The sequence below is a fragment of the Paraburkholderia tuberum STM678 genome (genome assembly GCF_902833905.1).
Classification (GTDB): domain Bacteria; phylum Pseudomonadota; class Gammaproteobacteria; order Burkholderiales; family Burkholderiaceae; genus Paraburkholderia; species Paraburkholderia tuberum.
Genome location: NZ_CADFGP010000044.1, coordinates 19,658 through 33,001 on the forward strand (window position 1 = coordinate 19,658; position 13,344 = coordinate 33,001).

General features: G+C 64.7%; 12 protein-coding genes. 8 read left to right on the forward strand and 4 right to left on the reverse strand.

Features of this window, described 5'->3' with window-relative positions; translation table 11 throughout:
- Nucleotides 1-83: 83 nt before the first annotated feature.
- The 7 genes from HWY30_RS29840 to yacG all read left to right on the forward strand — a co-directional run bounded on the left by HWY30_RS29840 (nucleotide 84) and on the right by yacG (nucleotide 6,879).
- The gene (locus HWY30_RS29840; protein ID WP_090801938.1) at nucleotides 84-1,382 is read left to right on the forward strand and encodes an HlyC/CorC family transporter; all 1,299 of its coding nucleotides are present in this window, start codon (nucleotides 84-86) and stop codon (nucleotides 1,380-1,382) included.
- 147 nt (nucleotides 1,383-1,529) lie between these two features.
- Nucleotides 1,530-2,786, forward strand: a complete 1,257-nt coding sequence (locus HWY30_RS29845) for a GspE/PulE family protein (RefSeq protein ID WP_090801940.1) — start codon at nucleotides 1,530-1,532, stop codon at nucleotides 2,784-2,786.
- Nucleotides 2,783-4,021 (forward strand): type II secretion system F family protein, encoded by a 1,239-nt coding sequence (locus HWY30_RS29850; RefSeq protein ID WP_090801942.1) that lies wholly within the window; start codon nucleotides 2,783-2,785, stop codon nucleotides 4,019-4,021. The genes HWY30_RS29845 and HWY30_RS29850 overlap by 4 nt, the downstream gene beginning before the upstream one ends.
- A gap of 27 nt (nucleotides 4,022-4,048) precedes the next feature.
- Complete coding sequence (locus HWY30_RS29855) at nucleotides 4,049-4,990, forward strand: prepilin peptidase (RefSeq protein ID WP_090801944.1); 942 nt, start codon at nucleotides 4,049-4,051, stop codon at nucleotides 4,988-4,990.
- A 3-nt stretch (nucleotides 4,991-4,993) separates the two neighbouring features.
- Nucleotides 4,994-5,608, forward strand: coding sequence for a dephospho-CoA kinase (coaE, locus tag HWY30_RS29860; protein WP_090801945.1), 615 nt, complete (start codon nucleotides 4,994-4,996; stop codon nucleotides 5,606-5,608).
- A gap of 188 nt (nucleotides 5,609-5,796) precedes the next feature.
- Nucleotides 5,797-6,552, forward strand: coding sequence for a cell division protein ZapD (gene zapD / locus HWY30_RS29865; protein WP_008921182.1), 756 nt, complete (start codon nucleotides 5,797-5,799; stop codon nucleotides 6,550-6,552).
- Nucleotides 6,553-6,675: 123 nt separating this feature from the next.
- Entirely contained in the window at nucleotides 6,676-6,879 is a 204-nt protein-coding gene (yacG, locus tag HWY30_RS29870; protein ID WP_090801947.1) for a DNA gyrase inhibitor YacG, read from the forward strand.
- 87 nt (nucleotides 6,880-6,966) lie between these two features.
- On the opposite strand, the gene HWY30_RS29875 is transcribed toward yacG, so the two are convergent.
- The 4 genes from HWY30_RS29875 to secA form a co-directional block, all read right to left on the reverse strand.
- Complete coding sequence (locus HWY30_RS29875; RefSeq protein WP_244145065.1) at nucleotides 6,967-7,449, reverse strand: NUDIX domain-containing protein; 483 nt, start codon at nucleotides 7,447-7,449, stop codon at nucleotides 6,967-6,969.
- On the reverse strand, nucleotides 7,446-8,315 hold the full coding sequence (locus HWY30_RS29880; RefSeq protein ID WP_090801949.1) for an ATP-binding protein: 870 nt from the start codon (nucleotides 8,313-8,315) through the stop codon (nucleotides 7,446-7,448). Before HWY30_RS29880 ends, HWY30_RS29875 begins: the two co-directional genes overlap by 4 nt.
- Nucleotides 8,316-8,352: 37 nt before the next feature.
- Nucleotides 8,353-9,594, reverse strand: a complete 1,242-nt coding sequence (gene argJ / locus HWY30_RS29885; protein ID WP_090801950.1) for a bifunctional glutamate N-acetyltransferase/amino-acid acetyltransferase ArgJ — start codon at nucleotides 9,592-9,594, stop codon at nucleotides 8,353-8,355.
- 153 nt (nucleotides 9,595-9,747) lie between these two features.
- Entirely contained in the window at nucleotides 9,748-12,564 is a 2,817-nt protein-coding gene (secA, locus tag HWY30_RS29890) for a preprotein translocase subunit SecA (RefSeq protein WP_090801952.1), read from the reverse strand.
- 285 nt (nucleotides 12,565-12,849) lie between these two features.
- Between secA and HWY30_RS29895 the strand changes: the two genes are divergently transcribed.
- The gene (locus tag HWY30_RS29895) at nucleotides 12,850-13,332 is read left to right on the forward strand and encodes a DciA family protein (protein ID WP_090801953.1); all 483 of its coding nucleotides are present in this window, start codon (nucleotides 12,850-12,852) and stop codon (nucleotides 13,330-13,332) included.
- The last annotated feature ends 12 nt before the right edge of the window (nucleotides 13,333-13,344 follow it).

The window sequence follows — 13,344 nt, forward strand, 5'->3', positions numbered from 1 at the left end:
GCGGCGTCAGCCGTCGTCCACACCGGAGCGCGCGGCCCCCTCTGCTATATTCTCTCCATCCTTTCCCTTATTTTTCACGACGCGTGGAACAACTTCCCTTATGGGCGCAGATCGGCGCCGTCCTTCTGCTGCTTGTCTGCTCCGCCTTCTTTTCCATTTCCGAGACAGCGATGATGGCGCTCAATCGTCATCGCCTCAAACATCTCGCCAGCAAGAACACGCTCGGCGCAAAGACGACTCAGGGCCTGCTCGCAAAAACCGATCAGCTGCTCGGCGTGATCCTCATCGGCAACAACCTGTTCAACACGATCATTCCGGTACTGACGACATCGCTCGCGCTGCATACGTTCGGCCGCAATAGCCTCGTGCTGTCGATCGCGACCGGTATCGTCGCGTTCCTCATTATCGTGTTCGCGGAGATCACACCGAAGATCGTCGGCGCGACGTTTCCCGAGAAAATCGCGCTACCCGCGAGCCTGCTGATCGCGCCGTTGATGCGCGTCGCGAGACCACTGATCTGGTTTGTCAACCTGTTCGCGACCGGCATCCTGCGCGTGCTGCACATCAACACGAAGGGCGCGCGCGACCAGCGGCTGTCCACCGAAGAACTGCGCACCATCGTGCTCGAGTCGGGAAGCTTCATGCCCACCAAGCACCGCAGCATCCTGCTGAACCTGTTCGACCTCGAAAACATCTCCGTCGATGACGTGATGATCCCGCGTCGCCGTATCGAGGCCCTGGACTTCGATGCCCCGTTCGAACAGATCCTGCATCAACTGGAGACCTGCTATCACAACAAGCTGATCGTCTACCAGGGCGACATCGACCGCGTGCTCGGTGTGCTGCACGTGCGCAAGACGCTGTCAGCGCTGCACAACCAGGAGCTCGAGCGCGATACCTTGCGCGAGCTGCTCGCCGAGCCGTACTTCGTGCCAAGCGGCACGCCGGTGTTCCAGCAGCTGCAATACTTTCAGGAGAGCCGGCAACGCATCGCGCTCGTCGTCAACGAATACGGCGAACTGCAAGGCCTCGTCACACCGGAAGACATCATCGAGGAACTGATCGGCGAATTCACCACGTCGATTCCGCGTAGCGCCAGCTCGCGCGGCGGCTGGAACGAGGCGGGCGAATGCATCGTCGCGGGAAGCATGCCGTTGCGCGAGCTGAACCGCTGGCTGCAACTGGGGCTACCCACCGATGGCCCCAAAACGCTGAACGGCCTGATTCTCGAAATCCTCGAAGACATCCCCGACGGCGACGTCTGCGTCCACATCGGAGACACCAAGCTCGAAGTGATGCGCAGCGACGATCAGGCGATCCGCACCGTCAAGCTTTTCAAACCGCCGTCGCGCACGAAGGCCGGTAAAGCACGGTCAGGGTGAACTTCGCGCCGCCGCACGCTGATTTACGGTCAGCATCGCACAGGCTCGCGAAACGCGCCATTAGCCGAATGGCCGAATGGCATTCGGACGCCCGCAACCGGAAGATGAAGCCGTCATGTTCTAAAGGCGGCTCATCACCGGTCTCTCATGCAAACACCTTTTGCCACCGCCGCGGCATTGCCGCGCCCACTCGCTATCGACGGCGAATCCAGCGCAACGAGTCTGAACGATCCCGACAACGCCCCAGCCGTGCGTCTGTTGACCGACACGTTGCACGAAGCGACGCGGCGCAATGCGTCGGATATCCACATCGAGCCGGCCGAGCATGGCTGGCGTGTGCGCCTGCGTATCGACGGCGTGCTGCATGAAATCCCGCGGCCGCCCGCCCATCTGCGCGACGCGTTCGTCACGCGTGTGAAAGTGCTCGCGCGCATGGACATCGCCGAGCGACGCGTGCCGCAGGACGGCCGGCTACGCCTCGCGACGTCGCCAGGGCGGCTCGAGGATTACCGCGTCAATTCGCTGCCGACACTGTTCGGCGAAAAGCTCGTGCTACGACGGCTCGACGCGTTGCCCGCCGATCTTTCGCTCGATTCGCTCGGCCTCGATCCGCGGCAGCGCGAAGCCGTCGACGCCGCGATCCGCGCGCCGCACGGTCTGATGCTCGTCACCGGACCGACGGGCAGCGGCAAGACACTATCGCTGTACTGCTTCCTGAACCTGCTGAACGGCGAGGCACGCAACCTCTGCTCGGTAGAAGACCCAGCCGAGATCCAGCTGGCCGGCATCAACCAGGTCAGCGTGCGCGAAAAAGCCGGACTGACTTTCGCGGTCGCGCTGCGGGCTTTTCTGCGTCAGGACCCGGACGTGATCATGGTCGGCGAAATCCGCGACAACGAAACCGCCGACGTTGCCGTGAAGGCCGCCCAAACCGGTCACCTCGTGCTATCCACGCTGCATACGAACGACGCGCCCGCGGCCATCGCGCGGCTCATCGACATCGGTGTCGAGCCGTACAACCTTGCCGCCGCGCTGCGCATGGTGACCGCGCAGCGGCTGGTGCGGCGACTGTGCGTCGCATGCCGCGCGCCCGCGCCGCATTCGCCGGCGGCACTCCACGCCGCGGGCTTTGGCGAACATGAGCTCGACGGCTGGCAACCGTATGCGGCGACCGGCTGCGCGGTTTGTCATGGCATCGGCTATCGGGGGCGCGTCGGCATTCATCAGGTGATGCCCGTCTCCGACGCGATGCGTGAGCAGATCGTCGCAAGCGCGGGCGCGCACGAGCTGGCGCGCCTCGCGCAGATGGAACAGGTCGCGACGTTACGCGACGCGGCGCTTGCGCGCGTGCGCGACGGCACCACGAGTCTCGCCGAAGCGCTCGCCGCCACGGAGGTCGCATGAGTACCGCCGCGCTGTCACCAACCCGGTCCGTCTCAGCCGACCTACGCTTCAGATGGCGCGGCGTCGACGCGGACGGCACGCGCCAAAGCGGCACGCTGATCGCGCCCGACGCGAGCGCCGCACGCACGATGCTCAAACGCGACAACCTCTTTATCGTCGAACTCGCAACGCAAGGGCCGGCACCACGCCCGAAGACGAGCGCGGCCGCTGTCACGCTGTTCACGCGACAACTGTCCAGTCTGCTGCGTGCTGGATTGGCGCTCGCGCCCGCGCTCGAACTACTCGCCCAGGCGTCGACGTCGGGTCAGCGGCAAGGCATGCCGCGTATCGTCGGCACCGTCGCGCGCGACATCACCGCCGGCCTGCGGTTTTCGGCGGCCTTGCAGCGGCACCCGGCGCAGTTCAATGCGCTGTATTGCCAGCTCGTCGAGGTGGGCGAAGCGGCGGGCGCGCTCGTCACCGTGCTCGCCCGCCTCGCCGACGATCGCGAACGCGCCGCTGCGCAGCGCGCGAAGGTGCGCGCGGCTCTCACCTATCCAGCCGCGATCCTGCTGCTCGCGCTCGCGATAACTGCCGCATTGCTGGTGTGGGTCGTGCCGACGTTCAAGCAGATCTTCGATGGCTTCGGCGCGAAGCTGCCCGCGCCGACGCAGTTCGTGCTGGCGCTCTCGGCGGCCGCCGCGCGCTGGAGTGTGCCGCTGTTCATACTGATGCTCGCAATGAGCTCGGCCTTCACGCTCGTGCTGCGTCGTTCGGTAGGCGCGCGCATCCGCTTCGCGCGCCTGTCGCTCGACCTGCCGGTGGCCGGCCCGCTGCTGCGCACGCTGTGCGCGGCGCGCTGGAGTCGCGCGCTTGGCACCTTGCTGTCCGCCGGCACGCCGCTCGCCGACGCATTCGATTCGCTCACTCAGGCGACCGGCAATGCCTTCTTCGATCGCGCGACGGCAAGCATCGCCATCAGATTGCGGCGCGGCGAACGGCTCGCCGCGGCTATGCTCGCGGCCCGCTGCTTTCCTCCCGAAGTCGTGCAGCCCGTTGCGGTCGCGGAGGAATCCGGCGCGCTCGACAGCATGCTGCTCGATGTCGCGTCGCTTGCGGATCGCCAGGTCGACGACAGGATCGGCACGCTATCGAGCCTGTGTGAACCGCTCGTGATCGTCGTGCTCGGCACACTGGTCGGCGGCCTCGTCATCGCGATGTATCTTCCCATTATTCAACTCGGCAACGTGGTGTAGCATCGCAGCCGAATCCACTTCGTCACCATGCAGGCTCCTCTTCCGCTCGTGTCACAAACTTCCTCCAGCCTGCTCGCGGGCTTACTGCCGGGCCGCTTTGCCAGCGATATCGGCCTCGCGCTCGCGAGCCTGCCCGCCGGCGTGCAGATCGCATTCGCGATCGTGCTTGGCCTCGTGATTGGCAGCTTCCTGAACGTGGTCGTGCATCGATTGCCGATCATGCTCGAGCGTGCATGGCGCGCCGAAATCAGCGAGACCACCGACGTGCCGCCGCCCGACCACGGACTGCCCGCGCGCTACAACCTGTGGGTGCCGCGCAGCGCGTGCCCGCATTGCGGCCATGTGCTGAGCGCGTGGGAAAACTTGCCGGTGCTGAGCTACCTGCTGTTACGCGGCCGTTGTTCCGCATGCGGCACGCATATCAGCGCACGCTATCCGCTGCTCGAAATCGCGAGCGCCGCTTTCGCGGCAGGCGCACTGATAGCGTTCGGCCCGACGCTGACGGCACTCGCCGCGTTCGGCCTGTGCGCGACGTTGCTCGCGATGAGCGCGATCGACGTCGACACGCATTTGCTGCCCGACTCCTTGACGCTGCCGCTGTTGTGGGCCGGCCTGATCGTCAATTTCAACGGCATGTTCACGAATCTGCATGATGCGGTGCTCGGCGCTATCTTCGGATATCTGGCGTTGTGGGCCGTGCATTGGGCGTTCAAGCTCGTGCGTGGTATCGAAGGCATGGGCTATGGCGACTTCAAGCTGCTCGCCGCGCTCGGCGCGTGGCTCGGCTGGCCCGCGCTGCCGCAGATCGTGCTGGTCGCCGCGGTGGCCGGTGCCGTGATCGGCCTCGCGGCGACGTGGCGCGGCCGAATGCGCTTCGAGGAGCCGCTGCCGTTTGGGCCGTTTCTCGCGGCGGGCGGCGTGTTGACGCTGTTTGCCGGCACGCCGCTTTATCTGGCTCTGGGGGGCTGAACCATGTTCGTTGTGGGACTCACTGGCGGCATCGGCAGCGGCAAATCGACGGTGGCCGATCTGTTCGCCGCGCGCGGCGTGCCGCTCGTCGACACGGACGTGATCGCGCATCGCATCACCGCGCCGCATGGCCTCGCAATGCCGCACATCGCCGCCGCATTCGGCGCGCAATTCGTCGCCCCCGACGGCTCTCTCGATCGCGCGCGCATGCGCACGCTCGTGTTCAGCGACGAGACCGCGCGCAAACGTCTCGAAGGCATCACGCATCCGCTGATTCGCGCGGAAACCGAGCGCGAAGAGCGCGAAGCGAGAGGACCGTATGTGATCGTCGTGGTGCCGTTGCTGGTCGAGTCCGGGACCTGGAAGAACCGCGTGAATCGCGTGCTCACCGTCGATTGCAGCGTCGACACGCAGACCGCGCGTGTGGTGAGCCGCAACGGCTTCAGCCGTGAGCAGGTGCTCGCAATCATTGCGCGCCAGGCCACGCGCGAAGCGCGGCTCGCCGCCGCCGACGACGTGATCGTCAATGACAATGCGCCGCTCGAAGAACTCGAGGCGCAGGTGGACGCTCACCATCAAGCCTATCTGTCGCTGGCGAAGGGCGATGCCGAGTTGTAGCGCGCGCAGACGCGTCGTCACCGGCACATTGAACTTTGCGCGCACCTGGCAGCCGAAGCGCTCATAACACCGGGAACTCACAAAAAAGTTGCGAAAGCGCGCAGAAAAAGTGCGTGATTGCCTGGGTAGTCCCACGGCATTAGAATGTTTTGCATTCCTGTCACCGACCACGCCCGAGGCGAGCCCGCTTGATCCTTTACGAGTACCCCTTCAATGAGCGAATCCGGACGCTGTTGCGGCTCGAAGATCTGTTCGAGCGCTTCACGTTCTTTCTGACTCAGGAAGACGCGCGGGAACATCACGTCGCACTGACAACGCTGTTCGAAATCTCCGAAGTGGCGGGCCGCGCGGATCTGAAATCGGATCTGATGAAAGAGCTCGAGCGGCAGCGGCAAACGCTCGCGCCATTTCGCGGCAATCCGGGCATCGAGCAGAACGCGCTCGAAGCGGTGCTCGGCGAAATCGAGCAGACGCTTGCGGGGCTCACGCAGATGCAAGGCAAGACCGGCCAGCATCTTGCAGACAACGAGTGGCTCGCGAGCATTCGCAGCCGCGCAATCATCCCCGGTGGTACCTGCAAATTCGACCTGCCCTCGTATTACGCGTGGCAACAGTTGCATCCCGATCAGCGTCGCCAGGACATCGCCAAGTGGGTGACACCGCTTTTGCCGCTGCGCGACGCGGCCACCATCGTGCTGCGGCTCGCGCGTGAGTCGGGCCAGGCGTCGAAGGTGATGGCGATGCAAGGCAGCTATCAGCAAATGCTGTCGGGCCGCTCGTATCAATTGATGCAGGTTCGCGTCGCTCCCGAATTGCGCGTGATTCCCGAAGCGAGCGCCAACAAGTACATGCTGTGGGTGCGCTTTACGGTGCAGGACGGCGATCTGCGGCCGCGCGCGGTCGACGTCGACGTGCCGTTCCAACTCACGCTCTGCAGCCTGTAATCGCCTGTCAATCACCGCCGCATTGAGCAGCGCACACCGGATTTGACCGAACGCGCCTTTGAACCGGCGCGAAATAGCCCTATATTCGTTACTTGTTCCGTTTGCGATTGACCGTCCGACCGTATGCCTACCGTCGTCAAATGTCCTACCTGCGGTAAAGATGTCCGCTGGACCTCCGAGAGCCGCTTCCGTCCGTTCTGCTCCGAGCGCTGCAAACAGATCGATCTGGGCGCATGGGCCGCCGAAAAATACAGGATTGGCGGCAACGAACAGGAAGGATCTTCGTCCGAAGAGGAAACGCCGCGCGGCGACTACAACCCGCACTGAGCGAGTCAGTAAAAAAGCCACACGAACCGGCGCTGCCGATACAGCGCCCGCTACCGCGTGGCTTTTTCAATCACTGCCTTCAATCAATCATTTCTTCTCAGCCGCGAGCCACTCCAGCACCGGGATCGTGGCCGGCAGCAACGGCGAGACATCCGCAGGCAAGCTCTGCCAGACGAAGGCCTGGCCCTCACGCCCGTGCGGCTCGCCCGACCACTGCGTCACCTTGCAGAAGAAGAGGCGCACATAGGCGTGCGGATAATCGTGTTCGAGCGTATGCCACAGATGGCTCGCCTCGACCTCGATTCCCAGCTCCTCGTGCAGCTCGCGCGCGAGCGCGGCCTCGACCGATTCGCCCGCTTCGAGCTTGCCGCCCGGAAACTCCCAGTAGCCCTCGTACGGCTTGCCCGTCGGACGCTGCGCGAGCAGATAGCGCCCATCCGGCTGCACCAGCACGCCGACCGCGACTTCGGTGACCGGACGGCCAGCGCCGTTGGCGCCGACGCTATTGCCGACGCTATTGCCGACGCTATTGCCGACGCTATTGCCGGCGCTTTTGTTAGCGTCGCTCATGCCGGCGTCTTACGGCCGGACCAGTCGCGCGCGAACTGCCATGCGACCCGTCCCGAGCGCGAGCCACGTTCGAGCGCCCACACGAGCGCATCGCCGCGCGCCGATTCGATCTCGGCGTCGTCGCAACCGAAATGGCGCAGCCAGTGCGCGATGATCGTCAGGTAGTCGTCCTGCTTGAACGGATAGAAGCTGACCCACAGCCCGAAACGCTCGGACAGCGAAATCTTCTCTTCGACCAGTTCACCCGGATGAATCTCGCCGTCCGAAGTGTGCTTGTACGTCTCGTTGTCGCTCATGTACTCGGGCAGCAGATGGCGGCGGTTCGACGTCGCATAGATCAGTACGTTGTCGGACTGCGCGGCCACCGAGCCGTCGAGCGCGACCTTCAGCGCCTTGTAGCCCGACTCGCCTTCTTCGAACGACAGGTCGTCGCAGAACACGACGAAGCGCTCCGGCCGCTTCGCGATCAGATCGACGATGTCGCCGAGGTCGTGCAGATCGTCCTTGTCCACTTCGATCAGGCGCAGGCCGTCTTTCGCATACGCGTTCAGGCACGCCTTGATCAGCGACGACTTGCCGGTACCGCGCGCGCCCGTCAGCAGCACGTTGTTGGCCGGCTGACCGCGCACGAACTGGCGCGTGTTCTGTTCGATCAACCCCTTCTGGCGATCGATGTTCTGCAAGTCGTCGAGCGTGATCGGCGAAATGGCATGCACCGGCTGCAAGTAGCCGCGACCCTGGCGCTTGCGCCAGCGGAAAGCGACCGCGGCCGACCAGTCGATGTCCGGCGCGGCGGGCGGAAGCATCGCTTCCAGGCGGCCGAGCACGGCTTCGGCCCGGTTCAGAAACTGTTCGAGTTTGTCCATGGTGAGTAGGCGGCCCGTGGCCGCGCTTTGAAGCTGATTACGAGCGGTAGTCGGCGTTGATGCTCACGTAGTCGTGCGACAGATCGCAGGTCCAGATCGTGGCTTGCGCATTACCGCGGCCGAGCACGACGCGAATGCCGATCTCGCTTTTTTTCATCACGCGCTGGCCGTCTTCTTCGCGGTAGGCCGGGTTGCGTCCGCCGGCAGTCGCGACCAGCACGTCGTCCAGATACAGATCGATCTTGCCGACGTCGAGATCGTCAACGCCGGCATAGCCGATGGCCGCGAGAATACGGCCGAGGTTCGGGTCCGATGCATAGAAGGCCGTCTTGACAAGCGGCGAGTGGCCGATCGCGTAGGCGATCTGGCGGCATTCGCCGACGCTCGAGCCGCCTTCGACATGCACGGTCATGAATTTGGTCGCGCCCTCGCCGTCGCGCACGATCAGTTGCGCGAGGTTCTGCGCGACCTCGGTCACCGCGTCGCGCAGCGCTGCATAAGCGGGCGAATCGGTGGACGTGATCGCGGGCAGGCTCGATTTGCCCGACGCGATCAGGATGAACGAATCGTTGGTCGACGTATCGCCATCGATCGTGATGCAGTTGAACGAGCGATCCGCGACGTGCTTCACGAGCTCGTCGAGGACCGGCTGCGCGACGGCTGCGTCGAACGCGAGGAAGCCGAGCATGGTCGCCATGTTCGGCTTGATCATGCCGGCGCCCTTGCTGATGCCGGTCAGCGTGACCGTGTGACCGTCGATCGTGACCTGGCGCGAGCTCGCCTTCGGCAGCGTGTCGGTCGTCATGATCGACTGCGCCGCGTCGTACCAGTTCGCTTCCTTGCGGTTCGCGAGCGCGGCCGGCAAGCCCGCCTTCAGACGATCGACCGGCAGCGGTTCGAGAATCACGCCCGTCGAGAACGGCAGCACCTGCTCGGGCACGATGTCGGCTAGACGCGCGAGTTCCGCGCAGGTTTCGCGCGTCGCGGCGAGGCCCGGCTCACCGGTACCCGCGTTCGCGTTGCCGGTGTTGATCACCAGCGCGCGAATCGGCTTGCCGCCCGCGCGCACGCGCTGCAGGTTCTCGCGGCAGACCGTGACGGGCGCCGCGCAGAAGCGGTTCTGCGTGAACACGCCGCCTACCGTCGCGCCTTCGTCGACGGAAATGACGAGCACGTCCTTGCGGTTCGGTTTGCGGATATTCGCTTCCGCCCAGCCTAGCGTGACGCCGGCGACGGGGTGGAGTTGAGCGGGATCGATCGAGGGAAAGTTGACAGCCATGGTCGCGACCTGTCGAAGAAAATGCCGGCGGACGCCGGCATCGGGGAAACGGAACTGATGACCCGGGTGTGTTGCCGGGTCACCCGCGAAATCAAAACGGCCAAACGGCGCTTAAAAACGACACGGCGCGCCCGGAAGCGCGCCGCATCGCCATCAGGCGATCTTGCCGTGGCACTGCTTGTACTTCTTGCCGCTGCCGCACGGGCACGGGTCGTTGCGGCCGACCTTCGGCACGTTGTCGGCATTCATGTGCACGGCCGCCTGCGGCGCTGCGCCGTGGCCGTGGCTCATCGCGTCGCCGATCATCGCGGCGGTGGCCGCTTCGGCCGCGACCGGCGCGGCGGCGCCGGCTTCCGCGAACTCGGCATGACGGAACTCGACGTTCTCCAGATGACCGCCCTGCTCTTCCATCTGCTCCGCGGCCGCTTCCAGCTGCTCCGGCGACTGGATCTGCACGTTCATCACGATGCGCGTGACTTCGAGCTTCACGGCGTCGAGCATCGCGGCGAACAGTTCGAACGCCTCGCGCTTGTATTCCTGCTTCGGGTTCTTCTGCGCATAGCCGCGCAGATGGATGCCCTGACGCAGATGATCGAGCGCGGCCAGATGCTCGCGCCACGCGCGGTCGAGCGTCTGCAGCATGATCGAGCGCTCGAACGCGCTGAACGATTCGCGGCCGACCAACTGGACCTTCGCCTCGTACCCTTCGTCCGCGGCGGCCTCGACCGCTTCGAGAATCTCTTCCGCGCTGATCGAGTTCGACTCGTTGATCATTTCCTGAATCGCGAGGTCGAGCTGCCATTCGTTGCGCAGCACTTCCTCGAGCTCGGGCACGTCCCACTGCTCTTCGATGCTGCCCACCGGCACGAACTGATGCACGATGTCGCCGACCACGCCGTGACGCATCGCGCTGATGGTCTCGGTGATGTCGTTCGCTTCGAGCAGTTCGTTGCGCTGCTGGTAGATCACCTTGCGCTGGTCGTTCGATACGTCGTCGTATTCGAGCAATTGCTTACGAATATCGAAGTTGCGCGCCTCGACCTTGCGTTGCGCCGATTCAATCGAGCGCGACACGATGCCCGCTTCGATCGCCTCGCCTTCCGGCATCTTCAGGCGGTCCATGATCGCGCGCACGCGGTCGCCCGCGAAAATGCGCAGCAGCGGATCTTCCAGCGACAGATAGAAGCGCGACGAACCCGGGTCGCCCTGACGGCCCGCACGGCCGCGCAGCTGGTTGTCGATCCGGCGCGACTCGTGCCGTTCGGTGCCGATGATGTGCAGACCGCCCGCGGCCTTCACCTGGTCGTGCAGCGTCTGCCATTCGTCGTGCAGCTTCTGGATGCGGCGCTGCTTTTCGTCGGCGGCGAGCGTTTCGTCCTGCTCGATGAACGACGCCTGCTTCTCCGCGTTGCCGCCGAGCACGATGTCCGTACCACGGCCGGCCATGTTGGTCGCGATCGTGACGCGCTGCGGACGGCCCGCTTCGGCGACGATCTCCGCTTCGCGCGCGTGCTGCTTCGCGTTCAGCACTTCGTGCGGCAAGCTGACCTGCTTCAGCAGATGCGACAGCAGCTCCGAGTTCTCGATCGACGTCGTGCCAACCAGCACCGGCTGACCTCGTTCGAAGCACTCGCGAATGTCGCGGATCACCGCGTCGTAGCGTTCCTTCGCGGTCTTGTAGATCTGATCCTGCTTGTCGATCCGCTTCGGCGGACGGTTGGTCGGGATCACGACCGTTTCGAGACCGTAGATCTCGTTGAATTCGTATGCTTCGGTGTCGGCCGTGCCGGTCATGCCGGCCAGCTTCGCGTACATGCGGAAGTAGTTCTGGAACGTGATCGATGCGAGCGTCTGGTTCTCGCTCTGGATCTTCACATGTTCCTTCGCCTCGACCGCCTGGTGCAGACCGTCAGACCAACGGCGGCCGGCCATCAGACGGCCGGTAAATTCGTCGACGATGATCACTTCGCCGTTCTGCACGACGTAGTGCTGATCCTTGAAGAACAGCGTGTGCGCGCGCAACGCCGCGTACACGTGGTGCATCAGCGTGATGTTCTGCGGCGCGTACAGGCTTTCGCCGTCGCCGATCAGGCCCCACTCGGAGAGCAGGCGCTCGGCCTTTTCGTGGCCCGACTCGGTCAGGAAGACCTGACGGCCTTTTTCGTCCAGCGTGTAGTCGCCCGGCTTCTCGACGCCGGTGCCGTCCGCCTTCTCTTCGCCGATCTGGCGCTCGAGCAGCGGCGGCAACGCGTTCATGCGCACGTAGAGTTCGGTGTGATCTTCGGCCTGGCCGGAGATGATCAGCGGCGTACGCGCTTCGTCGATCAGGATCGAGTCCACCTCGTCGACGACCGCGAAGTTCAGGCTACGCTGCACGCGCGCGTCGGTCTCGTAGACCATGTTGTCGCGCAGGTAGTCGAAGCCGAATTCGTTGTTGGTGCCGTAGGTGATGTCGGCGGCGTAGGCTTGCTGCTTCGCCGTGTGCTCCATCTGCGACAGGTTGATACCGACCGACAGACCGAGGAAGTTGTAGAGACGCGCCATCCATTCGGCGTCGCGCTGCGCGAGGTAGTCGTTGACCGTGACCACGTGGACGCCGCGGCCCGACAGCGCGTTCAGGTAGACCGGCAGCGTCGCGACGAGCGTCTTGCCCTCGCCGGTGCGCATTTCGCTGATCTTGCCGTAGTGCAGCGCCATACCGCCGATCAGCTGCACGTCGAAGTGGCGCATCTTCAGCACCCGCTTGCTGGCCTCGCGGCAGACCGCGAACGCTTCCGGCAGGATCTTGTCGAGCGATTCGCCGCTCGCGACGCGCTGGCGGAATTCACCCGTTTTGGCGCGCAGTTGGTCATCCGTCAATTGCTCGATCTGCGGCTCGAGCGCATTGATCGCCGCGACGGTCTTTTGATATTGCTTGACTAGCCGCTGATTACGGCTGCCAAAAATCTTCTGTAGAAAACCGGTGGTCATCGGATCGGTGTCTGCGTCGCGGCTTCGGCTGGCTCGCGGTATGCACTATGCGCATACCGCGCCTGGGTCGGAAAGTCCTCGGCGGCTTAGTCCAAGTGTGAATTCGAATCGGGCATTTTAGCACGCGCCTCCGGCCGCGCTCGTGTCGCAGGCGTGACGGCGCCGGCCTCCGCCAGGCCCGCCCGGCAACCTCCGGCGCGGCGCGGACCGACTTCGCAAGCTGCCCGCGCGGTACAATCGCGGCGTGAGCGCGCATGGGGCGAGCTCACGTCGTCAATCCCAAACATGAGCCGTTTTTCGTCCTTTTCAAGGCCGCCGAAGCAGTTCGATCGGCGCCGTCCGCAACCGCTTGCCGAGGTACTCGGCCGCACGGACGCGTTCGCTGCGCTGCGCGCAGGCGTCGAGCAGATCGCCGCGCTCGAGAAGGATCTGCGCGAGCTGCTGCCCGATTATCTGGCGACGAGCGTCGAGCCTGGCTTCATCAAGGAGGGCGTGCTGGCCCTGTTCGCCGCGCACAACGCGCTCGCGGCGCGTCTGCGGCATCTGGAGCCGCGGCTGCTGGCGGATTTGCAGCAGCGCGGCTGGCCCGTGCAGGCGCTGAAGATTCGCGTGCGGCCGCAGCCGCTGAAAGAACCGCCGCCCGTAAAACAGGCGCGCATGACGCCGGCGGGCGCCGCCGCACTGCAGGCGTTGAGCGAATCGCTTGAGCCTTCGCCGTTGCAGGAGGCGCTCGCGCGCATGGCCGCGCGGCATCGGCGCAATCGCTGAACGCTCGACGAA

Bases quoted from the DNA above. Each gene is read 5' to 3' on its own strand.
- HWY30_RS29845 (WP_090801940.1), top strand. From the start codon at position 1,530: ATGCAAACACCTTTTGCCACCGCCGCGGCATTGCCGCGCCCACTCGCT.
- HWY30_RS29850 (WP_090801942.1), top strand. From the start codon at position 2,783: ATGAGTACCGCCGCGCTGTCACCAACCCGGTCCGTCTCAGCCGACCTA.
- HWY30_RS29855 (WP_090801944.1), top strand. From the start codon at position 4,049: ATGCAGGCTCCTCTTCCGCTCGTGTCACAAACTTCCTCCAGCCTGCTC.
- coaE (WP_090801945.1), top strand. From the start codon at position 4,994: ATGTTCGTTGTGGGACTCACTGGCGGCATCGGCAGCGGCAAATCGACG.
- yacG (WP_090801947.1), top strand. From the start codon at position 6,676: ATGCCTACCGTCGTCAAATGTCCTACCTGCGGTAAAGATGTCCGCTGG.
- HWY30_RS29875 (WP_244145065.1), bottom strand. From the start codon at position 7,449: ATGAGCGACGCTAACAAAAGCGCCGGCAATAGCGTCGGCAATAGCGTC.
- HWY30_RS29880 (WP_090801949.1), bottom strand. From the start codon at position 8,315: ATGGACAAACTCGAACAGTTTCTGAACCGGGCCGAAGCCGTGCTCGGC.
- argJ (WP_090801950.1), bottom strand. From the start codon at position 9,594: ATGGCTGTCAACTTTCCCTCGATCGATCCCGCTCAACTCCACCCCGTC.
- secA (WP_090801952.1), bottom strand. From the start codon at position 12,564: ATGACCACCGGTTTTCTACAGAAGATTTTTGGCAGCCGTAATCAGCGG.
- HWY30_RS29895 (WP_090801953.1), top strand. From the start codon at position 12,850: ATGAGCCGTTTTTCGTCCTTTTCAAGGCCGCCGAAGCAGTTCGATCGG.